Origin of the sequence: Streptomyces sp. NPDC021225 (assembly GCF_044332865.1) — a bacterium.
GTDB lineage: Bacteria > Actinomycetota > Actinomycetes > Streptomycetales > Streptomycetaceae > Streptomyces.
Genome location: NZ_JBIRPV010000010.1, coordinates 197427 through 221137, shown reverse-complemented (window position 1 = coordinate 221137; position 23711 = coordinate 197427). Strand labels below are relative to the sequence as shown.

Below are 23711 nucleotides of genomic sequence, written 5' to 3'. Positions count from 1 at the left end.
TAGTGAGCAGACTCGGACAGTTCCAGCATCCGGCAGGTGAACCCGACCCGAGGCCCTTGTCCCGAAGGTGTTCGATCACCTGGTCGGCCTCGTCCGGGGACGGTCTTGCGGAGTTGTTTCAGTTCCTCCAGCTCGGCGGTGGTCAGCCGGTCATCACGTTCCCCGGCGTCGGCCTCGGCCTGGTCCTCCAGCCACGCAGGGCTTCCTTGTGGATGCCGAGGTCCTTCGCGACATGCGCGATGGGGCGGCCGGTGGCGCGGACCTCGCGGACGGGCCGCTCGCGCAGCTCGTCCGGATATTTACGTGGTGCTGGCACAGCTCGTGGTTCTCCGTACACGCAACCGGGGTCAGCTCATTCCGCTCTGCGGGAGCGGACAGGCGTCGAAGACATCGAGAAGGCCCACAATGGAGTTCGGGGGCTGGCTGTCTCGACCAGCCCGAGCGCGACCTATACAGGATGCATGAAGTGCTGGTGCACGACTCATTCGTTTCCGTCAGTGTTATCCAACAAAGCTCTCCGTGCTTCCTCTAGAGACTCCGCCATCTCTTCTTCGTCCACATACGGGAGCCCCTCCCCTGGACGGTACAGGGCCAGGGGTTCACTCAAGATCTCGTAGACGTCTGAGTCCAGGAAGTAGTCGATTGCGACCGCTTCGATCCGACTCACGACCTGCATCGACCTGTCCTGGCCGGACAGAAATACATTGATCAGCTCTAGGAGAGATTCCCGTGGATTCACGGCAAAGTTACCTGCTTCGGGATCATCACTGTGACGACATGATGGGGGTTGTTCGCGCTGACGACGACGAATGGTTTTCCTGGAAGTGAGGGGGCTCTCACCTGAATGGTACCCCTTATCGGATCGAACTTGATCTTTGTCCCCTTGTTCAGAATGTGGTCCACCACATCCAACGTCGTCGGTGGACGGCCAGGCCCACTTCCGGCGACACGTTCGGAAGCATGTGCTGAGAGCGTTCGGCCACCCGGAGTGGTCAGTCTTGGGACGTGGAGGCCGATTTCCTGCCGGTGGGAGAAGACGCGGTCATAGGGAACCAACTCCCCCCGAGGCGCCGAAGGCGAGGGCTCCGGAACCATGTATGGAGGCTTCTTGGGTGCGAGGCCGTCTGGATCTACCCAGTTGTGGGGGTTGTGGACGTAGGTGGTGGGGTTGGGCGCGGGTGCCAGACCGAGGGGGTCGGGGGTGAGGTAGCGGGCGGTTTCGGGGTCGTAGTGGCGGTGGAGGTTGTAGTGGTGGCCGGTTTCCAGGTCGTGGTACTGGCCGGGAAAGCGGAGGGGGGTGTAGGCGGTGGCGTCGGGGTTCCAGGTGGTGGTGCCCCAGAGCGTGGTGCGGGACTGCCAGGCGATGTGGCCGGTGTCGTCGAGGAGGTGGGTGGGGGCGCCGATCAGGTCGGTGATGATCGCGTAGAAGCGGGTGTCGATCTCTTCCTGTGGAGTCTCGGCGCCGGGGGCGTACTGGGTGGTCTGCGTGAGAGGGGTCAGCCCGCTTTCGTCGTGGTCCCAGGTGAGCGTCTGGGTGCCGGGCCAGTTTGTTGAGGTGGTGGTCTGCTCGATGAGGGTGGTTTCGTGCCAGGCGAATCTGACTTCCTCAGCCACCGAGCCGTCTGGGGCGAAACGTTGTTTCGCTGTGCGGCGGCCGAGGGGGTCGTAGTGGTAGCACCAGGTGGTGCCGTCGGGTGTGACCACGTGGGTGAGGTGGTCTTGGGAGTCCCAGATGTAGCGCCAGGTGTCGGGCTTCCTCGACAGGCGGGGCTTCTGGCGCAGCGTGATGCGCCCGGCGGCGTCGTGTTCGTAGCGGGTGGTGCCCGCGGTCCGGATGCGGGTACCGGTGTAGGTGCGAGCGCCGGTCGAGGCCGCGCCGGGGTGGGTTTCGGGCCAGGTGGCGTGGGTCTGGTTGCCCGCGGGGTCGTAGGAGTAGAACTCCTGCCAGGTGGCGGCTTGTACATGCGTGACGCGGCCGGCCGGGTCCAGGGTGTAGCGGCTGGGGCCGGTGGTGGTGTCCTCGCAGGCGGTGAGGTAGCCGTCTTGGCGCCAGGTGTAGGTGCGCCGCAACAGGGGCGCCTCATGCGGGCCTGCGGTGCAGGACTGGCCGATGAGGCGGTTGGCCGGGTCCCATGCCTGGGTCAGGGACAGCCCCCCGGTCCACCTCCGTTGGGTGACGCGTCCTGATCCGTCGTGGGTGGCGGTCAGTCCCCTGCCCGCGGTGGTCAAGGTGGTGCGGTTGCCTGCCCCGTCGTAGGTGTACGTGGTTCGGGCGCCTGCCGGTGAGCGGCGGGAGGCCGGCTGCCCCGCTGCGTCGTAGGTCAGATGCAAGGTGTGGCCGTCCACGGTTTCGGACAGCATGCGGCCCGCAGGATCGTAGGTGCGGGAGAGACTCGTGCCGGGGCCGGTGGCTCGGAGAAGTTCCCCGGCCGGGCCCCAGCGAAAGTTCGAGACCCTCCCAGCCACGTCCTGGGCCACCATGCGGCCCAGCGCGTCGTAGGTGTAGCCGGTGGCGTGGCCCAGCGGGTCGGTACGCGAGATGAGTTGGCCCGCCGTGTCGTGCTGGTAGGCCACCGTACGGCCGTCGAAATCTGTCTCCGATAGCAGCCGTCCGGCCGGGTCGTAGGCGTAATCCCACGTCAGGCCCTGGGGGTTGGTGACCTGGGTCAGTCGGGCCTCGGCGTCGTAGGTGAAGGTATAGCGGGCCCCGTCCGGGTCGGTGCGAGCGGTGAGCAGGTCGAGATGGGTGTACTCACAGCGCGTCACCCCACCGATCGGGTCCGTATGGGACAGGCAGTTGCCCTCGCCGTCATATGTCCAGGACTCCGCAGCCCCGTCCGGGCCGGTGCGGCGCAGGAGTTTGCCTTCCGGACTCCATATGTAGTGGGTCACCGCGCCCAGTGGGTCGGTCTCGGCCACGATGCGGCCGAACGCGTCCCGCTGGTAGAAGGTGGTGGCTCCCAGCGGGTCGGTGATTTCGATGGGGAGCCCGGCCCCGTCGCAGCGCACCCGGGTCGTCGCGTCCAGCGGGTCGGTGACGGCGAGCAGGCCCCCGCGCGCGTCGTAGAGGTAGCGGGTGGTGGCGGTGAGCGGGTCGGTGAGCGTGGTTCGGTTGCCCGCCGCGTCGAAGGTCTGCCGCCACACCGCGCCGCCCGGATCGGTGATCTGTACCGGGTTGCCCTGTGCGTCGAGCACCGCGCTGATCTCGCTGCCGTCCGGGCGGAGCACGGCCGTCAGATGCCCGCGCTCGTCGTAGCGCCAGCCGGTGGTGCGGCCCAGCGGATCGGTCTCGGCGACCGTACGGCCGTCCTGGTCGTACACGGTGCGGCTGACCGCGCCGACTGCGTCGATCTCCCCGACGACCTGGTGCGCCTGGTCGATCAGATAGCGGGTGACCGCACCGTCCGGCGAGGTCAGGGTGGTGACCTTCAGGCCGGGGAAGTCCGGGTCCACTCCGTCGTAGCCGATGCGGAAGGTGAAGTGGCCGCCCTCGCCGCCCTCGGCGATGACCCGGTCCTGCTGGTCGTAGGTGTAGGAATACCAGCAGTTGTTGGTGTCGGTCCAGGACGTGACCCGTCCGGCCTGGTCGTAGGTGAAACGCAACGGTAAGCCCGAGGGGCCCGTGGTTTCGGTGAGATGGCCGTCGGTGTAGCCGTAGTCCATCACCCGGACCTCACCGGCGTGCAGGCCGGTGATCCGCTCGCCGTCCGACGTCAGCCGCACCCGATAACCACCGCTGTGGCGGATCTCGGCGGGTGTGCCGGAAGCGTCGTAGGTGAAGGTGATGCGGTTGCCGTTGCGGTCGGCGATCTCCCGCAGAAGCGCCAGTGCCTCATTGCGGTACGGGGTGAAGGTGCGGACGAGCCCGGCCTCTGGGTCGCTGACGGTGTACGTACCGCCGTCCGCCGTCCGTGCCAGCGGCCACCGCGGCCCCTCCGCGGGCATGACCTCGGTGCCGCCCGGCACCGGATGCGGATAGGCCAGCAGCAGACCGTCCTCGGTGAAGAACACCACGCCCTGCTCGTCGAACTCCAGTCGCTGGTCGGCCGTTGAGGCCCAGGTCGGGCCGAACCACCGCCCGGCGCGGTATCCGGAGTCGACCCGGCGGGAGAACACCAGCGGCAGCACACCCGGCAGCGCCACATCCGTCTGCGGCAGGAACATTCGCCCAGTCGCCAGATCCACCGGATCCGTACGGCCATGCCGCACCCGGTCCCACGTACGCGAGAACAGACCCCGGCCACGGCCCCGGAGGGCGCCGCGCGCCCACTGCATCGCCTCACGCGCCGCCAGCCTGGCGCCGATACGTGAGGCGATCGGGGCCACGGCGCGCGGGGCGAGGCTCATCAGCAGGGTCTCTGCCAGCCCCCCGCCCATGGCGAGTTCCAGCGGCAGCGCGTACGGCAGGGCGAACAGCGCGATGGTGAGGAGGAGGGGAAGGCCGACCTCAAGGAGCTTTTCCAGGAGGAAGTCGTCGGTGCCGAGGATGCGGTAGCGCGTCAGGGGGGCCTCGCCGTCGGCGATCGCCGACCAGCGGGACAGCAGCAGGATGCCGACGACGAGGGAGCCCGCGCACAAGGCGATGCGGAACTGGACCTGGGCGAGGGCCTCGCCCAGGGGCGAGGCGCCCGCAGTCCGGTAGCCGCCTACGGCCGAGATCAGGCGCCACAGGGCCAGGGCCAGCCCGGCCAGGCCAACACCGATCAGGATGTGCAGCCCGGCGCCTTTGGTGAAGTACTCCTGCAGACCCTTGGCGGACGGGAAGGAGCCCACCGCCAGATACATCAGGGAGGGGACGGCCAGCAGCAGGCTGAGCACCAGAAGTGCCTTCTCGCGCCGCGGCCAGCGGGGGCGCTGCGCCCGGGCCCGGCGCCACAGCTGCCATAAGGTCACACCACGCCATGCCTCCGGGCTGTTTGTCGCGTCCATACGTCGGGTCTGCCGGGCGACCGACTCGCGCAGCGGGTCCAGCTTCTCCGCGCGGGTACGGGGGTGGGCCGTGGCGTACAGCAGCGCTCTGCGCTGTCGGGCGTAGCCCAGGGCGATGATCCACGTAGCCGGGAGGTGCAGCAGGGCGTACCCGAAGAGAGCTTCGGGGGCGGTCCGGCCCTGGCATTCGGTGGCCAGGGCGACATCGGGCTCGCGCCGCCGGCCCAGGCGGGACCGGTGCAGATCCCAAATCCACGCGAGGGCAAGGCAACCCAGGATGATCCACAGGCCCCAGTCCGCGGCCAGCCTCTCGCGCCACTCCATCGCGGTGTGGTTGCGCGGGAAAGCCGCGGCGTAATTGTTCACCCAGTGGATCGCCACCGCCCCGGCCATCGGCACCAGCGCCGCGGCCCGGGTCAGTGCGCGGGCACCACACCACAACAAGCCCACCGCCAGCCCGCCGAGCACGCTGGTGAAGATGTGTACCTCGTAGGGGAGTACCGGCCCACCGACGCCGGTGGTGCCGGTCGGTGAGGGAAACCAGCTGCCGACGATCTGTCCGGGACCGGGAACGTACGGGTGGTCGGTCAAGCCCTTCGCGATCAGCCAGCCCCCCTCGTCCAAGGGAAGGGCCTTACCCCCGGCCTCGGCATACATCAGAAGCTGTTCCAGCAGACCGAACCCCGCTCCGGCAGCGCCGCCCAGCACCACGAAGTCCGCCAGCCCCCACTGCATCCGCCCGCGCAGCGCCCACCCCGCGACCACCAGCGGTGCGACCTTGATCAGCTCCTCCACCACCGGAGCCGTCGTCCATGACACCACATCCATGACGCCCGCCAGCGAACTCTCCCTCGCGGTCGCCAACTGACGTGCCACCACGAGTTCCAGCAGCATCGAGAGCACACCGCAGCCATACACACCCACCCCGAAGACGAGCAGCACCGTCGGCCACCGCACCGTCCGCACCGGCCAGGACAGCAACAACAGCTGCAACACAGCCCATACCGACGCAGCAGCCATCCAGAACGCCACGCCCCGCAACCCCCTCCAACGCCGCTGCAGACCCGTCACGCTAAGTCGAACCGCCGTCACGCACAAGAGGCTTTTGGGTGCGCCGCACACGGACCCTCGATTTTCGTGTTCGACAGGGCAGGCGAGACGGCCTTTCCGTCGCAGCAGGCAGCCAGGACTCGGCGGTCCGACCCAACCCGGCACACCCACCGAGGACAGCCCCACAGCGCTCAGTTCAGCCAAGTAGCGCGCTCAACCGCTCGGGGCGGTGAAGACGAGGCCGCTGTCCAGCCAGTCTGTTTCCGGTGTTTGGGATCGAGTGTTCATCGCTGAAACTCATGCGGCGCACAGGGACTCGTTGACCATGCCATGCAGGATCCGTGTGCGCACGGCGTGGACGCGTTGCAGCGTCTTGTGAGGCAGCCGGCCGGCACGCCGACTCCGCGGCCGCACGGCCAGGCTGCGGCTCCCCCAAGTCGACGGCCGCGGAGGACGTGGCCACGCTCATCGAGTCGGCCTCCGCGTCCTACCGGGCTCTCGAAGCCTGGCAGGACCCGCGCGTGCTGCCGCTGGTCCGGACGACTGTCGCCGAGATCGCCTCGGCTGCTGCACAGTTGGCGGCCGCCGAAGAGGCGGCACACGGCACCTTCCTGCCCGAAGTCGTCTCCACGCCCGCACTTCCCGAGTGCCATCGACCGTCTCATACAAAGCCGTCGGGGAATCGACGGCATGCTGTCCAGCGGCCTCCGCGCCGACCGGAAACTGATCGCCCGGCTCACCCACGCGGGCTCATGGCGCGGCGGCCTGTACGAAAGCTGGCGTTGGCCCTCGCCTGGTACGCCGCGTACCAGGAGTCGGCCGTACAGTCGTGGCCGCATCAGGGCTATCCGAGAAACGACAAGCGAACCTGACGGTTGGGATTATCCCTATTCGTATCCGCCAACCTCCGCAACCTGACGCCGCCCCCGCCGCGCCGTCGTTCTCGACGGCCCGGCGGGGCCTTCCGGCCCTTGTCAGTCGCGCCGGGCGACCACTCGGTAGGCGTTGGACAGATGGCGCCGGCCGGCCAGTGGCCTGATCAGGAAGTGGTCCAGCGCGGCGGTCGCCAGCAGGGCGGGGACGCCCGCCAGCACGATGGCCGTGCGCAGCAGCCGACGTGCCCGCCCCGGTGGGCGCGCCAGCCAGGGCTGGTCCTCGGGTGGGGCGATGGCGTTGAGCAGCAGCCATACCGCGCCGAGGAGATCGACCGGGTCGTGCGGCCGGGCGTGTTCCTCGGCGACGACGGTGAAGCCGAGCCCGGTCAGTTCCTTGCGCAGGTTGGCCACCGGCACGAAGTGGAGGTGCTGTGGCTGGAGCCATGGCAGCCACCAGCGGCCCAGCAGCCGGGAGAAGCGGCTCTCCGGGTCGGGCACGTCGATCAGCAGATGTCCGCCCGGGCGCAGCGCGCACCGCGCCGCGCGCAGCTCGCCCCGGGGGTCCGTGCTGTGCTCGAGATAGTGGAACATGCTCACCACGTCGTAGCCGTCGGCCAGTTCCGCCGCCTGCTCGACGAAGCTGCCCCGGATGCCCCGCGTCACCCGGCCCGCCCGCTCGGCCAGTTCCACCCCGGCGCTCAGGTCAAGCCCGTCGAAGAGGGTGCCGGGGAACACCGCGCGGGCCGTCTCGCAGAAGTGGCCGTGGCCGGTGCCGACGTCCAGCCATTTCCCTGGCGCCTTCGCGAACGGGCGCAGCGCCTCGGCGCGCCTGAGGTACGTCTTCGGTCGGCCGGCGAAGAGGCCCGCCATGTCCTTCTCGCCCAGGCCGTCGTAGAAGTCCCGGTAGTAGAACTCCAGGCCCTCGCCGCTCAGCCGCGGGTTCTGGAACACATGGCCGCACTCCCTGCACCGGTCCAGGCGGAAGTCGCCCGGCTTGTGCTGCATGAGGTCGGTGGTGCGCAGCCGCTCCTCGAGCCGGGCCGAGCCGCACCACGGGCAGTCGGCCCGGCGCGGTTCGAAGAAGCGGCCGGTGCCCCGCGCGAGATCCGCCGCATAGCGCGGGCGCAGCGCGGCAACGGCCGCGGCGCGGTCGTCATTCTTCAGGGGCTCGGTCATCCCCCGGCCACCGATGGTGGGAGTCCCCCCAGCGGTGGCCGGGGAATCCCCTGTCGGGGCGCCTGAGTCCCTGTCAACGGCGGCGCCCCCCTTCGGCTCCGCCCCGGCTGCCTCTCCGGGGGTACCTGCCAGCGGTAGCTGGGGACGCCCGCGGCCGGGGCCGGGCGCGTCGCTCGCCGGGCCTGGCGCGGTGGGTGGTTCGGCGCCGCTGTTCATCTCTCCTCCTATGGGGGTTGCGAAGGTGGCCGGGCGGCAGCCCGTGCCGCCAGTTGTTCGAGGTGGTCGGCGGCCGCCGCGGCGCCGCCGGCCGCGCGGAAGGACGCCTTGACACGCTCGGCCGCCGTGCGATGGCCCGGTTCGTACAGGACGGTGTCCAGCGCCTCGCCGAGCCCGGCGGCCGTGACCCGGCCGAACCGCACCCGCACGCCCGCCCCGGCGGCCACCACCTGCCCGGCGACGACGGGCTGGTCGTCGCGGATGGGCGCCATCACGAGCGGTACGCCGTGCCACAGCGCCTCGCACACGGTGTTGTGCCCGGCATGGCACACCACGGCGGCGACCCGCGCCAGCAGCGGAAGCTGAGGTACCCCGCGCACCACCAGCACATCGTCGTCCCGCGGTGCGCCGGGCGCGGTGTCCAGCGCGCCCACGGGGTCGACGAGCACCGTCTGGAGGCGGCCGGCGCGGGCGCGCACGGCCTCCCGGCAGACGGCGAGGAAGCGCGCCCCGGCGTTGGCGCTGACGGTGCCCAGGGTGACCAGGACCGCCGGGCGGGCCGGGTCCAGCCAGTCCCAGGGGAACGCCGGCGCGCCTGGGCGGGCGGCGATCGACGGGCCCACGAAGCGGATCCGCTCCGCGGCCCTCACGGGTCGGCCCGCCAGCTCCTCGGTGGTGAAGGCCAGCACGAGATGCGGCGAGAAGCGGGGATCCGCGGTGCCGGCCGGGTCGCCGATCCGGACCCGCAACTCCTCCAGCAGCCCCTCCAGCCACGCGCCGACCCTCGGCATGCCGTCCAGCGCGCCGGCGAACTCGGCCGAGGTGGTGGCGGAGGTGGCCCACCGTACGCCCAACTGCTCGGCGACCAGCCCACCCGCGACGGCCTGCTGGTCGGCGACCACCACATCCGGCCGGAACTCCTCGACCGCCGCGCGCACCCCCGGGGCCATCGCCTCGGCGAGCGGCACCAGAAAGCGCTCCCACAGGAACTTCAGCGCGCCGGGCCCCCGCACATCCGCGGGGCGTGCGGCGCCGCCTTCGCCCAGTGACGGCCCGGCGCAGCGGAAGACCGTCGCCCCGTCCACGGCCGACCGCCCTATGGCCTCCGGCGTCCCGGCCCAGGCCACCTGGTGGCCGCGGGCGGTGAGTTCGGCCCCGACGCCGAGCGTGGGGTTGATGTGTCCGGTGAGCGGCGGTACGACGAACAGGAAGCGGCGCCCGGCGCGCGGCTCGTCGCATTCGCGGGCGCCGCCCGCAGAGCGGTCGCTCATGGGGCCGTTGATCATGGGGCTGTCGCTCATGGGGCCGTCGCTCATGGGGCGGCCTCCACCCGGCGAGAGCCGCTACCGGAGGCCGCCCTCCCGGGATCGTGGATCCAGCCCAGGACGTGATCGAGCACCAGGGCGGGCACCTCGACCAGGACGGAGTGCTCATGGCCGGGCACGATGACGGTCCGGCAGCCGGGCAGCAGCGACTCCAGCCACGGCGCCTGGGCGGCCATATCCGAATCGGCGCCGTAGAGCGCGAGCACCGGACCGGACACGGCACGGATCCGGTCCTCGTCCAGCACCGCGCTCGACGGGATGTCCCGGCCGATGGTGGTGGTCCGCGCCAGGCGGGCCGCCGATCGCGCCAGCCACGCGGTGTGCCTGCCGCGGTGGGCGTCGATCCAGGCCAGGGCGTCGGCCTCGTGCTCCGACAGCTGGGTCTCGGTGTCGCCGAGCATCCTGTCGAGTTTGGCCGCCCACGCGGGGGTGGCCGGTTCGGACTCGATCAGCGACAGGCCGGCCACCCGTTCCGGGTGGCGGACCGCGTACTGGAAGGCGACCGTTCCGCCGAAGCAGTTGCCGACCAGGTGCACCGGGCCGTGGATCCCCAGCCGGTCCAGCAGCCGCTCCAGGTCTCCCACGAAGGTGTCCAGCCGGTAGCCGCGGGCCGGGCGCTCGCTGCGGCCGTGGCCCCGCTGGTCGTACATGACCACGTCGATCCCGGCCGCGGCCAGCCCGGGGCCCACGGTGAAGTAGTAGGAGGCCAGACTGTCGGTGAGCAGGCCGTGCAGCAGCACGGCAGTGGGCGCCGCGCGGCCGCCACCGGGCCCGGCGCGTCCGGGGCCGAGCCGCTGCACATGGAGCCTGACGCCGTCCGGCCCGCCGGTGTGGACCATGGCCATCGGTCAGCTCCCCTCGGCGGTTTTCAAGCAGCCGACGACGTACTCGACCAGGTGGCCCACGCGGAGGTCGATGATCTCGTCGAGCTCAAGACCGGCCACGAACTCGGCGAGGTTGACCTGCGGTCCGTACCGGTCCTGCAGACTTCCCGCCAGGGTGACCAGGTCGATGCTCTCCAGGTCGAGATCCTCCATGAACCGGCTCTCCGAGGCGATCTCGAGATCATCCAGGCCGTACTCGTCAAGCATGTTCTTGAGCATTCCGGAGATGTCCGTGAGGACGGTCTTCTCGTCGTCCGCCGCAGTGGTGTGCTTGGCGGTGCTCATCGTGTCTCCTCGGCCATGGTTGATCTCCTCACTCGTCGTCCGCCGGGCCGGTGGTCCAGGCCACGACGTAGTCCCTGGGCGGCAGCCCGGGCGGGTTGGCCGTACGCGCGCTGTGCACCCGGTAGCGGCGCGGCCGCCCGGCGGCCGTGGCCACCTCGACCAGGAGCCGCTCCGGGTCCGCCGCGTCGAGCACGGCGACGTCCGGCGCGCGGACGGCGCCCTCCGCGCCCTCCGCCTTGGTGACGGCACACTTGACGGCCCGGAGGGTGGTGGCTTCCCATCCGGTGGTCGGTTGTCCGGTGGTCGGTTGTCCGGCGATCTCCTGTCCGGTGATCTCCTCGATATGGATGCCGGGGCCCGGCCCGGAGTCCTCGCGTCCTGGCGGGCGCGGCACGACCAGGGCCACCCCGGCCTCGGCCCGGCTCGCCAGCGTGACGTCCAGCGCGGGCAGCGTCCGGCCGTGCGCCCCGAGGACGTACGGGCGGCCGCGTGCGTCCTCGTGCACCTGGATCTCGGCCGGGAAGACCGGCCCCTCTCCGCGCGCCCAGAGCCACTGCCGCACCGCGTCCTTGGCGGCGATCCGGCCCAGCAGCCACTGCCTGCGGCTGCGCGGGGCCTGTCGCTCGTACGCCCTGCGCTCGGCGCCGCCCAGGTGGTTGCGCATGATCAGGTCACGGGACGCCAGGTCGGGCCAGCGCTCGTGGAGCAGCACCCAGCCGCCGGGACGCGGCTGGGAGAGCGCGTTGAGTTCCGGGAAGCGCTCCACCGGCCGGGTGCTCGGATGGTTGTCGAAGCGGCGGTCCTGCCAGCCGTCGATCCGGGCCCACACCTGTCCGTCGACGAGCAGCTGGACATCCGCCTCGAGCATGGTGTCGGTGACCGAGACGACTTCGATCGCGCACTCCACCGGGGTGCCGGGACGCGGATGTGGTCCGAAGAGGCGGATGTGCCGCATGCCGACGGGGAAGACCATGGTCCGCTCGGTGCGGGTCGTCGTGAGCCAGTAGCCGAGGAGCTGGCCCACATTGTCCAGCAGCGCGCCGGGTGCGGCCGGTGTGGTGATCGTGCCGCGTACGCGCGAGGCGCCGATCGCGGTGATCTCGCTGACGCCCTGGAACGCCGGGCCGTGGAACATCAAGCGCTCGCTGTAGAGCTCGGCCGCGGTGTGTGCGGGGGCGTGTTCGGCGGCCGGGTCGGCGGGCCAGGAGGCGGGGCGGGGGCGGGGATGGCGGGGCGCGAGCTCCACCGTGCCCTGGGCGCTGCGGCCGAAGTCCACGGCGAGCCGGTCCGGGCCGTCGGGCGACGGGGTCACGGTGATGGGCACCTCGACGGGCGGCGCAGCGGTCACCCACCGGCCGAACCGGGCGCCGTGCACCGCGACCGCCCGCCGGCCGGGGGCCGCCTGCTCCGCCGCGTCCATGAGGTGGCCGACGATCGTGGTCGCCGGGACGACCGGCCACCGGTCCGACTCGTCGGGCCAACCGGGCCGTTGCCGGAAGAAGAAGTGGTCGCGCAGGTACGGCATGGTCTCGGTGGACACATGCAGCACGGTGCGCCAGGTTTCCGGCGGGGGTGGGGTGGCGGACCGCGACGGCTGAGGCGCCGCTGGCAACGGTGGTGGTGTCGGGGTCGGCGGGCCGCCCGCGCGGCCCGCGACGGCGATCAGCTCGGTGGCGGCACCGGCCGTCTCCCGCAGCAGCGCGCCGAGCTCCGCCGCCACCGGAAATCGCCCCGCCACCGTGTCCAGCGCGGACACGGCGTCCGCCCGGACGGACCGCTGCGGACCGGCGGCGTCGGAGGCCAACTCGCGGCGCAGCTCGGCGAGGTGGCGCTCGTCCAGGGAGATCAGCGCCCCGCCGAGGTCGAGCCGTACCGGCTTCGGCGCGGTGGCGGGCGGTGCGGTGGCGCAGGGCGCGGTGGCGCAGGGCGCGGTGGCGGGGCGTGGCAGGGACGGGTCCACCTGGGCCCCGTTCACCCACAGGGCGGTGGCCACCCGGCGCAGTTGGGCGACGCCGTCGCGGTGCGGCGAGTCGGCCGCCACCGCGAGGTGTTCCGCCCCTTGGAGCGTGTCGCCGATGAGCGAGGCCAGCTGCCCCGGGCCGACCTGTACAAAAGCCCGGAAGCCCGCCTCGTGGAGCGCCTTGGTCAGCAGCCGGAATCGGACCGGCTCCAGCAGATGCCGGACGAACAGCTCACGCACCCCGGCCGCGTCGGGCGGATACGGTGCCGCGGTCGTCCCCGACCAGATGGGCACGCTCGGCGGGAACAGTTCGAACCGCTCCGCGGCCGCTCTGATCGGCCCCAGGTACGGCGCCAGCATCGGGGTGTGGAAGCCCGACTGGAACGGAAGGACGTTCCCGATCACCCCCTCGCCACGCAACCGCCGTACGAACGCCTCGACGTCGGCCCGCGGCCCGCACACCATCGACTGGCTCGGCGCGTTGTCGTGCGAGAGCACGACCCGGCCGTCCGTGCCGCCCATGCCCTCCGCGAGCGCGGCCAGCACCCGCCCGGTGGAGGCGCCCAGCACGCCGAAGGCCAGCCCGGGCACGCGCAGCGCGTCGGGGTCGAACGAGCCCAGGAACTCGTCGGCCGCGGCGCCGGAGTGCAGACCGGCCGAGACCATCGCGGTCCACTCGCCGACGCTGTGCCCGGCCACCGCGTCCGGCACCACCCCCATCCGCCGCAACGCCCGGTCCAGCAGCCGGCCGACGGCGAAGACACCGACACTGTGCCGGCCGATGTCACCGACCAGGGCCCGGCCGTCGGCCACCGCGGCGGGGGACAGCCCGAAGTACTCGGCCACGCCGTCCACCCGTGGCGCGAACTCGGCCTCCAGCCCCGGAAAGACGAAGACGATCCGGCCAGCCCCGTCCACTGCGTGCTCGCCCAGCAGCGGAGCGGGGGCGAACCAGACGTCGCCGCGGCCACGCCACGGACAGCCTTTGGCCACGACGCGTCGCGCCAGCGCCAGCCGCTTGGCGGTCGGCCCGACGATCCCGAGCCTCGCCCGGCCCGCCGCGGGCGCGGTGGCCCGCAACGCCGAGTCATCCGCCGCCAGCAACGCGGCCAGCTGCTCCGGCGTCTCGGCCCCCAGCGCGAGCACCCGCTCCGGCTCGGTGACCTGGACCCCGGACGCGGTGGGGGCGGCGGGTGCCGCGGTGCTTGGCGCGTGAGGTCCGGTGGGCGTGGCCGCCCCCGGTACGGCGGAGTACGTGAACGCAGGCTGCGCGGCCGTGGCGTCCGGCATACCGGCGACGGCGCCGGACGTGGCCGCGCCCGTGCGCGCGGCGGGGCCGACGGCGTCGGGCGCGTCGACACCCGGTCCGGCGGCCACCGCCAGGGCCGTGGTCGGCGGCCGGGGCCGTGGGCCTGCCGGAAGCGGCTGAGCGGCCCCCAAGGGGGCCTGCTCCAGCACCACGTGTGCGTTGATTCCGCCGAACCCGAACGCGTTGACCGCCGCGCGGCGCACCTCCGTGTTGCGCCTGGTCTCCCATGGCTCGGCTGTGGCGATGGGTCGGAAGCGGGTTGTGGCCAGGGCTGGGTGGGGGTTGTCGCAGTGCAGGGTGGGTGGCAGCAGTCCGTGGTGGATGGCCAGGGCGGCCTTGACCAGGCCTGCCACGCCGGCTGCCGGCATGGTGTGGCCGATCATCGACTTCACCGACCCGATCACGGCGCGGTCGGCGGTGGCGTCGCCGGTCGGGGGGCCGAAGACGTCTGCCACCGTGGCCAGTTCGGCTGTGTCTCCGGCGGGCGTGGCGGTGCCGTGTGCTTCCAGCAGTCCGAGCGAGCCGGGCGCGCGCGGATCGAGCCCGGCCGCCCGCCATGCCTGTCGTACCGCACGTGTCTGGCCGCCCGGGTCCGGGGCGGCCAGGCCTGCTGCGCGGCCGTCGCTGGCCACGCCGGTGCCTTTGATGACGGCGTACACCCGGTCGCCGTCCCGTCGCGCGTCGGCCAGCCGTTTGAGCATCACGACGCCGGTGCCCTCGCCGATCAGGATGCCGTCGGCCTCGCGGTGGAAGGGGCGGATGCGTTCGCTCGGCGAGAGCGCGCGCAGTTGCGCGAAGACGCTCCACAGGGTGATGTCGTGGCAGTGGTGCACCCCGCCGGCCAGCACCGCGTCGCACCGGCCGGAGGCCAGTTCACCCACCGCTTGGTCGATGGCGACGAGCGAGGACGCGCAGGCGGCGTCCACGGTGTAGGCGGGGCCGCGCAGATCGAGCCGGTTGGCGACCCGTGAGGCGGCGAGGTTGGGCACCAGGCCGATGGCGGCCTCGGGGCGGTCGGGGCCCAGGCGCTCGGTGAACGCGGTCCGTACTCGCTCCAACTGGTCGGCGCCGAGGCCGGGCAGCAGCTCGCCGAGCGTGCGCACCAGCTGGTGGGCGGTGCGTACCCGCTGATCGAGACGGACCAGACCCGGCGTGGAATAGCCGCCGCGGCCCAGCACCACCCCGACCCGCCCCCGGTCGGGCAGCCGCTCCTCGCCCCCCGCGTCGGCGACGGCCGCGGCCGCGACATGCAGCGCGATCAGCTGATCGGGCTCAGTGCCCGCAACGGAGGCGGGCATGATCCCGAAACGAGTGACCTCCACCTCCGCGAGCTCGTCGACGAACCCGCCACGGCGGCAGTACACCCGGTCGGCAGCCGCCGGGCCGCGCCCGCTCCCGGGGGCGTAGAACTCGGCGTCCCACCGCTGCGCCGGGACCTCGGTGATCGCGTTTACGCCGGTCACGAGGTTGCGCCAGTACGTCTCCAGATCCGGCGCGCCGGGCAGCAGTACGGCCATCCCGACGATCGCCACGGGCGGCCTGCGGCCGCCGCCTTCGCCGCCGTCATATGTCATGGGTCACCAGCCCGACGCCGTGTAGACGACGGCCCGGTCGGACTCCTCGCCCCAGGCGAGTTCGCGCAGCAGCGCCAGCGCTCCTTCGTCGGGGTCGATGAGTTCGACGCCACGCCGCGCGTATTCGCGGGCGAGCGCGGGGCTGACCATCCCGGCGTGTGCGCCGGTGGGCGCCCAGGGGCCCCAGTGGACGGTCAGGGCCCGGCGGCCGGTGCGGGCCGCCCACCGCGCGCCGATGGCCTCCAGCGCGTCGTTGGCCGCCGCGTAGTCGGCCTGGCCCCGGTTACCGAGGACGGCGGAGACGCTGCCGAAGAGCACCACGAAGGACGGCTCTGCGTGTCCTCCCTGTCCTGTCCGCCCTCCGAGTCCCCCGCCGTCCCCGCGCTCGCCCGCCGGCCCGGCCGTCGACAGCTTCTCCAGTGCGTCCAGGAGCGTACGCGCGCCGCCCGCCTTGGTGTCGAACACCCGCTGGAAGGACTCGGCGGACTTCTCCTCGATCAGCCGGTCCTCGATCACCCCCGCCGCGTAGACGACACCGTCCAGCCGGCCGTGGTCGGCGTGGATCTCCTTGACAGCCTGGCGCACCGCGTCGGGGTCCCGGAAGTCGACCGACCGGTAGCGGGCCCGGGCCCCGAGATCGGTCAGCTCCCGCAGCGTGGCGGCCACTTCACGCCGCGCCAGGATCCCGGCCGCCTCCCGCTGGATCTCGGCGGGCCCGCGGCCGCCCCGGGCGGCGAGCGCCGCACGCAGGGCGGCCTCGTCCCGGGCTCCGGCGGTGGCCGGGTCCTCAGGCCCGGCGGGTACGGGGGTGCGGCCGAGCAGTTCGATACGGCAGCCGGTGGCGACCGCGAGAGCCGCCGCGCACCGCGCGGTGATCCCCCGCGCCCCGCCGACCAGCACGATCACCGAATCGCGGCCCAGCCCGAGGGCCGCCGCCTCGGCCGCCCCGTCCCCGGCGGGCCCCGCGCCCGAGGCGCCGAGGACGCCCAAGTCGCTCTCCACGAGCTCCAACCCATCGCGTCCGTCGGCGGTGCGCAGCACGACGGGCGGGTGGTCGGGGGCGAACACCTCGTCCAACAGCGCGTCGGCGACGGCGTCGGGAGAGGCCGCGGCGGGGAGGTCCACGACCGTGGCGGCCGTCTGCGGATACTCCCTGGCGACGGTGCGGAACAGGCCGTGGAGTCCGGCCGTTCCGACGTCGAGCGGCTCCGCTCGCCGCGCGGCCAGCAGCCACCGCGGCCCGCCCGCCAGCGCTGCCCGCAGTACGGGGAACGCCGCGGGCAGCACGGGCGCGCCGGACCCGGCGGACGGCGGGAGCAGGATCACCCCGTCAGGGGGCACCTCGTCGCGGTAGCCGGGGGACGGTCCGTCGCCCTCGGTGAGAAGCGGGTCGCCCGCGAGGGCCACGGCCTCGGCCCCGTACGTCCGCAGCCGCCCGCCGACCGCCTCGGCCACGGCCTCGTCACCGCCCAGCAGCACGAACCGCTTGCCGGACAGGACACCCGAGGGCTCGCCGACCGCCCCACCCGGGGCGAGCGGTACGGCCCGCATCCGCATCCGCTTCGGCGCCACGCCCCTGACGGAGTCCGTGGTCCCGGCTGTGCGGCCGATGGACCTCGGAGCGGTGTCCACGGGCGGCTCGCCGAACGAGGCCGTGGCGGCGGCCGGTTCGGCGGTCTCATCGCGCGCGGTGCCGGGGGCACCGGTCGCCGCCGGGCTCCCCGGCGCCGCTCCGGCGGTCAGCCGGGGGGTGAGCCAGGCGGTGACCGCGGCGGTGGTACGGGCCTTCGTCAGCTCCTCCAGCTCCTCGTCCGCGAGCGCGGCGGCGCCGTCGCCGCCGGTGCCGCCCACACCCAGGCGCCCCGCCAACTCGCCCGCGATCTCGGCCCGTTTGATCGAGTCGATGCTCAGATCGGCCTCAAGGTCGAGATCCGGCTCGATCATGTCGACCGGGTATCCGGTGCGTTCGCTGATGATCTGCGCGACCATCCGCGCCACCTCCGCCTCGGTGACCGCCACCGGCTCGGTGAGTCGGGGCGTCGGCATCCGTGTCGGCGTCGGTTCGCCCGCCGGTGGCGGCGGAAGGGCCGCGGTCGCCTCCACGGCCCCGGGCGCCACGGCCGTCACAGGCGTGCCTGTCACCGTCGCGATTGGGCCCGCAGGCGCGGCAGGCCTGGCGTCCGGCGTGGCTCCGAGGTGGGTGAGGAGCACATCGCGCTGGGCCGCGACCATCTCCCGGCTGGTTCTCAGGAATTCCAGGATCAGTGCGTCCCGGTCCGTTTGGGTCACCGTCGTCTCCTTGACACGTCGGGCCGGTGCCAGCGCGCCGGGCAGGAGTTCACCTGTGGCGGTGCGGACCAGGTGTCCGTCCACCGTCCAGCCGGGCCGCTTCGGCGGCGTGGCGCGGCCGGCGTCCATGGCGTCACGGCCGCGGAACATCCAGCCGGTGCGCACCGGCAGTCCGGCGACGGCGAGTTGGGCCAGGGTGTCAAGGAAGCCGTACAGTCCGCGCGGACCGGCGCCGCCGACGTGGCCGCCGGTGCGGCGTCCTTCGAAGGCGATGGCGTGGTGCGGGCGGTCGCCGAGGATCTCCGAGACCAGGTGGGTGAGGACGGTGCCGGGCCCTGCTTCGACGAAGATCCTGGCCCCTGCCTCGTACATGGCTTCGATCTGCTCGGCGAAGCGGACCGGCGCGCCGATCTGGGCGCTCAGTTCCGCGCGGATGGCGTCCGGCTCTGCGGGGTGTGGGGCGGCGGTGCGGTTCGCCCAGACCGGGTACTCGGGCGGACGTATCGGCTGCCGGGCGAGCGCGGTGGCGAACCGGTGGCCGGCGGTGGCCACCAGCGGGCTGTGGAAGGCACAGGCCACCGGGAGTCGCTTCACCCGATACCCGGCCTCCCGCAGCAGTCCGACCGCGGTGTCCACCTCCCGCCGTGGCCCCGAGATCGCGGTCTGGCGGGGGGCGTTGTGGTTGGCGGCCACCACCTGGCCGGCGAGACCGGCGCGCCGCAGGACGTGCTCGACGTCCTCGTGGCCGGCGGTCACCGCCGCCATGGTGCCCGGCTCCGGCCCAGAGGCCTGCGCGGCGTCCCAGATCGCGGACGCCCGCTCGGCGCTCAAGTCCAGCAGCGCGGGCGGATCGAGCACGCCCGCCGCGCACAGCGCGACCAACTCCCCGTAGCTGTGCCCGGCGGCCATGTCGGGGCGGACTCCGGCCGCGGTGAGCAGCGAGTGCGCGGCCAGGCCGACGACGCCCAGCGCCGGCTGGGCCACCCGGGTGTCGGTGATCCTGGCCCGCTGCGCGTCCCGTTCCGGCTCGTCGAACGCGGCCGGCGGATGGAGCACGGCGGCGTGGGACCGGGCCAGCCGCGCGTGACCGTGGAGTTCAGGGAAAGCGACAAACAGGTCCGCGAACATGCCAGGCCGCTGACTGCCCTGCCCCGGGAAGAGAAACGCAACCTTGCCAGAACCAGAACCAGAACCAGAACCAGGACCGGGGACGGAGCCGGGGACGGGACCGGGGCCGGGGGCGGGGCCTCGCCCCGCGCCGCCGTCAGTGGATGGGACATCACCGTCCTGCGTGTCGGCGCCACTGGCCGGGCCGCCACCGCCGTCCACGCCCCCAGGGCCACCACCGCCCTCCGCGTCGGCCGGCCCGGCTGGGCCGTCACCGTCCTCGGGATCGCCTGGATTCTCCTGGCTGGTCAGACCCTCCCGGTCTGCCGCGTACCGACCTGCTGGGCCGTCACCGCCCTGCGGATCGGCTGGACTCTCCAGACCGGTCGCGTCGGCCGGCCCGGCCAGGTAGATCCCCGTGGCCGGGTCGTGTTCCCCCGCCAGCACCCGGCGCAGCAGCGCCGCCGGTCCGGTCGGCCCGTCCGGGGCCGTGGCCACCACGGCGGCCCACACCGGGCCCTGACTGGTGTCGGAGCGGGTGGCGGCGGCGAGGGCGAGGTCGCGCAGCCGCCAGGGCGACCCCGCCGCCTCGTTGTCCTCGGCAAGCGCCAGCGCCTCCTCGACGGCGCGCAGAGCCGCCGCCCGGTCGGTGCCGCGGAAGGTGAACAGCTCAGCGGGCCAGGCGTCCAGGGCATGGGCCGGGGGCGGACCGGCGTCATGCGCGGCCAGAACCACGTGGAAGTTGGTGCCGCCGAAGCCGAACGCGCTCAGAGCGGCGATCCGCTCGGCGGGCGGGGCCACCCAGGGCCCGGCCTCGGTGTGGAAGGCGAAGGGGCTGCTCTTCGCGTCCCAGGAGGCGCCCGGGCGGCGCAGCTGCGAGGTGGGCGGTTTGACGCCGGTGTGCAGGGCCAGCGCGGTCTTGACCAGACCCGCCAGACCCGCCGCGCATTTCGTATGCCCGATCTGCGACTTGACCGAGCCCAGCGCGCAACCGCCCGCCGCGGCCCCGGCGGCGGTGAACACCTCGGTGAGGACCGCCAGCTCAGTCCGGTCGCCGACCACCGTGCCGGTGCCGTGCGCCTCGAGGAGACCGACATCCGCGGGGGAGATCCGGGCGTTGCGGTAGGCACGCTCCAGAGCGGCACGCTGACCCTCGGGCCGCGGCGCGGTCAGGCCTAGTGACCGCCCGTCGCTCGAACTGCCCACACCCTTGATCACCCCGTACACGCGGTCGCCGTCGCGCTCGGCATCCGCCAACCGCTTGAGCACCACACACGCGACACCCTCACCAAGCGCGATACCGTCCGCCGAGGCGTCAAAGGTCCGCGAGCGGCCCGTCGGGGACAACGCGTGCACGGAGGAGAAGAGCACGTAATCGTTGACCCCGTTGTGCAGGTCGGCCCCGCCGCACAGCACCAGGTCGCTGCTGCCGCTGACCAACTCCTTGCAGGCCACATCCACAGCGGCCAGAGAGGAAGCACAGGCCGCGTCCACCGTGTAGTTGGCACCACCGAGATCGAGCCGGTTGGCGATCCGCCCCGCGATGACATTGGCCAGCATCCCCGGAAAGGAATCCTCGGTCAGCTCCGGCAACTGCTCCGCCAACCCCTCGGGCACCGAACCGAAGTAGGACGGCAGCGTGGCCCGCAACGCCTGGGCACTGGACAGATCACTGCCCGCCTCGGCGCCGAAGACCACCGATGTACGGGAGCGGTCGAAGACCCGCGCACCCACGCTGCCGCGCTCCTCGCCGGGCACCGCCTGATATCCGGCGTCCTCCAGCGCCCGCCGCGCCGCCTCCAACGCCAGCAGCTGCACCGGCTCGATGCTGCCCAGAGACGCCGGCGGGATGCCGTAGCGCAGGGGGTCGAAAGGGATCGGGGGCAGAAAGCCACCCCACTTGGAGGCAGACGCGCCATCGTGCGCCGTGGCGGCGCCCTCGCCGGGAGAGTAGTGGACGGCGGGATCCCAGCGCTCGACCGGCACTTCGGTCACCGCGTCGACACCACCGACCACATGAGCCCAGAACGTGGCAAGATCCGGCGCGCGCGGAAACATGCACGCCATGCCGACCACGGCCACCTCCAGCGGCGCCGGAGCCTCCCCCTCCACCGCCCCGGGCGTCGCCACGCCCAAGCGCTCGCGCAGCACGGCCGCGGCACGGCGGAAGAAGTCCGCGGCGGCCGCGGCCACACAGTGGTGCAGGGCGGCGACGGTCGTGGTGGCCGAGCGCAACACCGCCACATCCCCCGCCATAAACATGCCATCCTCGTATTGGCGCTCCTCGCCGACCACCGCCAACTCGCCACCCGGACCGCGCTCCACACCCTTGCCCGCGATCCGCAACCGGCCGACATTCAGCCGCTCCAGCCGCTCCCACACCTCCCGCTCCGGAACACCCTCCCCACGCAACCGCTCCCTGACAGCACCGAACTCCTCCGTGAACGGGCTGGGAACACAGCGAGTGGCATGCCCCGGAGCCGTCTCCAACAACGCGGTACCCCTCGCCGCCACCACCTGACGCTGGAACAACGGTTGGACAGCACCGCAGGTCACCGCCTCCTCCGTGAACAGATACGCGGTGCCCATCAGCAGGCCCACAAGGACACCGCGCCGGGTCAGCGGCGCCGCGAGAGCGGCCACCATCGCCGCGGACCGCTCATCGTGAACACCACCCGCGAAGAAGACCTCGACCGGGACCGCGGTCCTGGGATGTTCCTCGTCGTCACCACCCGCCCCGTCCTGGTCAACCTCGTCCAGGAAGTCCTCGATCACCGCGATCTGGGCCTCCCACAGCGGAAAGCTGTGGCGCGGGCCGACATGCCCACCACACTCCGAGCCCTCGAAGACGAACCGACGGGCACCGGACCGCAGAAACTGCCCCAGCAGACCCGGCGAAGGAACATGCAGAAAAGTGGCGATCCCCGCCCTCTCCAGCGCCTCGGCCTGGGCGGGTCGCCCGCCCGCGATGATCGCGTGGCTGGGGCGGACCTCCCGCACGGCCTCAAGCTGGGCCTGCCTGATCTCCTCCGGCGCGAACCCGAGCACCCCCACCCCCCACGACCGCCCCTCCAGCACGGCCGCCGCCTCCACCAGCATGGCCCGCGCCCGCTCACTCCCGGCAAGCGCCAGCGCCAGAAACGGCACAGCCCCCTCAGCAGCCACCGCCGACGCGAACCCGGCCCGATCGCTCACCCGGGTCATCGGCCCCTGCACCACCGGCAGCCGACTACCAAGCGCCCCGCACATCGCCGAACCCGGGCACAACGCGGCCGCGGCGCGGTCGTCGCGTACGGCATCCCGCACAGCCCCGGCCACAGCACGTACCGCCCGGCCGACATCGCCATACCGCTCCGCGAAACGCGCCGCCAGAAAACCGTCCTGACCCACCGGCAGCGGCCGGGCATGCGGATCACGCCCCCGGCGGCGCAACACACGACAGCCATCGACCACGACGGTCTCCGAACCGTCCAGAGAACGAAGCACCGCAGCCAACTCCCCGGACACCCCCGACTCGGCGAGCAGCGCCAACTGGGTATCCAGCACCACGCCCACAGCCCCGCCGACCACCGCCGCCGCAGCCGTATGGTGACCGATCCCACCCCCCGCCCACACCGGCACGGACACCCCCGGCTCCGCGAGCAACTGCTGCAGCAGCACGAAGCTGCCGAGCACCCCGACCCGGCCACCACCCTCCCCACCCCGAGCGATCAAGCCCTGCGCCCCGGCCCCTACCGCATGCAACGCCTCCTCCAGGTCCGTGACCTCGACGAGAACGCGACGGCAGCCCGCGCAGTCGGCCACCGCCCAGGGCGAGTCCACCGCGAGCACCACCGTGCCCGGACCCGCACCGTCACCAGCCCGTAGCGCCAACAAGTCCGCGGGCGCCAGCCGGCAACCGGGCCCGATCCGCACCCCGTACCGCCCGTCAGGGGCCCAGCCCCGCAGACACTCCAGCGCCTCCCGGGCCCACCGGTCCCCGGCCCCCAGGTCCAGCACCCCGAACCCCCCGGCGCGGCCGACCGCCGCAGCGAGCCTGGCGTCCGGTCGCCCAAAGGGAGTGACACCGATGACAAGGTCGCCGGGCCAGGCAGTAGAACTCATGACTTCTCCGCAAGAATTGTCGGAGCTGGGTAAAGGGAGATCGTTTTCCGGCGGGTGCGTCGAAGGTACGGCTTCGGAATTCCGCCGGGTTGCGACGCGAAGGATGAATTACACGACGCCTCTGATGGAACCTCAAGAGCGAAGCTACTGAGGGGTCGGTGATCGGACCGACCGGCGGATCGTCGCCCGGACAGCTCGAGGTGTACTCGAAGGCTGGTTGACTTCCCTACAGGAGCGTCCCGTCCGATATGGGTGCGTCCTGCCGGTGTCGGAGTGCCGGGCGGCCCGCCGGTGTTCCGCCGTTTGCCGCGAGGCATTGCTGATAAACCCCAAATCCATCGCGCACCGCGGCCACGTCCACGACGTTGCGGCCGAGCCGGTCCACGGCTGCGGCCACCAACCCGTCGTACGGACCCCGCTCATCGCGAAGCCACGGGCCCGGCTTCGGCCGGGTCATCGGGTCGGTGGTGCCCGACACCTCCCAGTCGTCGGCCCAGCCGACGATATGGCCCCCGACGGATGCGGCAGCGGTCAGCCCGTACTCGGGCTGCCGCTCCGGAGACGACGTGGCGAGCTTCACCCGCGACAGTCGTCGCACACCGAGCAGGCACCTCCCTCAACCGCCGTA

Annotated in this window: 10 protein-coding genes; all 10 read right to left on the bottom strand. The window is 72.5% G+C overall.

Going from position 1 to position 23711, the window contains the following annotated elements:
* Positions 1–142 precede the first annotated feature (142 nt).
* The 10 genes from ACH4S9_RS34905 to ACH4S9_RS34860 all read right to left on the bottom strand — a co-directional run bounded on the left by ACH4S9_RS34905 (position 143) and on the right by ACH4S9_RS34860 (position 23681).
* Positions 143–316: a transposase gene (locus ACH4S9_RS34905; RefSeq protein ID WP_385345927.1), complete on the bottom strand. Its 174-nt coding sequence runs from the start codon at positions 314–316 to the stop codon at positions 143–145.
* Between the two features lie 165 nt (positions 317–481).
* Positions 482–739, bottom strand: a complete 258-nt coding sequence (locus ACH4S9_RS34900) for a hypothetical protein (RefSeq protein WP_385345928.1) — start codon at positions 737–739, stop codon at positions 482–484.
* Positions 736–5949 carry an RHS repeat-associated core domain-containing protein gene (locus ACH4S9_RS34895; protein WP_398375566.1) on the bottom strand — a complete coding sequence of 1738 codons (5214 nt, stop codon included), beginning with the start codon at positions 5947–5949 and terminating at the stop codon, positions 736–738. Before ACH4S9_RS34895 ends, ACH4S9_RS34900 begins: the two co-directional genes overlap by 4 nt.
* 1004 nt (positions 5950–6953) lie before the next feature.
* The gene (locus ACH4S9_RS34890; protein ID WP_398375564.1) at positions 6954–8030 is read right to left on the bottom strand and encodes a class I SAM-dependent methyltransferase; all 1077 of its coding nucleotides are present in this window, start codon (positions 8028–8030) and stop codon (positions 6954–6956) included.
* A gap of 224 nt (positions 8031–8254) precedes the next feature.
* Positions 8255–9517 (bottom strand): glycosyltransferase, encoded by a 1263-nt coding sequence (locus ACH4S9_RS34885; protein ID WP_398375633.1) that lies wholly within the window; start codon positions 9515–9517, stop codon positions 8255–8257.
* Positions 9518–9558: 41 nt separating this feature from the next.
* Entirely contained in the window at positions 9559–10416 is an 858-nt protein-coding gene (locus ACH4S9_RS34880) for an alpha/beta fold hydrolase (RefSeq protein WP_398375562.1), read from the bottom strand.
* A gap of 3 nt (positions 10417–10419) precedes the next feature.
* Positions 10420–10740 carry an acyl carrier protein gene (locus ACH4S9_RS34875; RefSeq protein WP_398375561.1) on the bottom strand — a complete coding sequence of 107 codons (321 nt, stop codon included), beginning with the start codon at positions 10738–10740 and terminating at the stop codon, positions 10420–10422.
* Positions 10741–10768: 28 nt separating this feature from the next.
* The gene (locus tag ACH4S9_RS34870) at positions 10769–15583 is read right to left on the bottom strand and encodes a beta-ketoacyl synthase N-terminal-like domain-containing protein (RefSeq protein WP_398375559.1); all 4815 of its coding nucleotides are present in this window, start codon (positions 15581–15583) and stop codon (positions 10769–10771) included.
* Between the two features lie 3 nt (positions 15584–15586).
* Entirely contained in the window at positions 15587–23083 is a 7497-nt protein-coding gene (locus tag ACH4S9_RS34865; RefSeq protein WP_398375557.1) for an SDR family oxidoreductase, read from the bottom strand.
* A 226-nt stretch (positions 23084–23309) separates the two neighbouring features.
* Positions 23310–23681, bottom strand: a complete 372-nt coding sequence (locus ACH4S9_RS34860; protein ID WP_398375555.1) for a recombinase family protein — start codon at positions 23679–23681, stop codon at positions 23310–23312.
* Positions 23682–23711: the final 30 nt, after the last annotated feature.

Excerpts from the sequence above, each read along its gene's own strand:
- ACH4S9_RS34895 (WP_398375566.1), bottom strand. The coding sequence starts at position 5,949 with ATGGCTGCTGCGTCGGTATGGGCTGTGTTGCAGCTGTTGTTGCTGTCC.
- ACH4S9_RS34875 (WP_398375561.1), bottom strand. The coding sequence starts at position 10,740 with ATGAGCACCGCCAAGCACACCACTGCGGCGGACGACGAGAAGACCGTC.
- ACH4S9_RS34885 (WP_398375633.1), bottom strand. The coding sequence starts at position 9,517 with ATGAGCGACCGCTCTGCGGGCGGCGCCCGCGAATGCGACGAGCCGCGC.
- ACH4S9_RS34870 (WP_398375559.1), bottom strand. The coding sequence starts at position 15,583 with ATGACATATGACGGCGGCGAAGGCGGCGGCCGCAGGCCGCCCGTGGCG.
- ACH4S9_RS34865 (WP_398375557.1), bottom strand. The coding sequence starts at position 23,083 with ATGAGTTCTACTGCCTGGCCCGGCGACCTTGTCATCGGTGTCACTCCC.
- ACH4S9_RS34880 (WP_398375562.1), bottom strand. The coding sequence starts at position 10,416 with ATGGCCATGGTCCACACCGGCGGGCCGGACGGCGTCAGGCTCCATGTG.
- ACH4S9_RS34890 (WP_398375564.1), bottom strand. The coding sequence starts at position 8,030 with ATGACCGAGCCCCTGAAGAATGACGACCGCGCCGCGGCCGTTGCCGCG.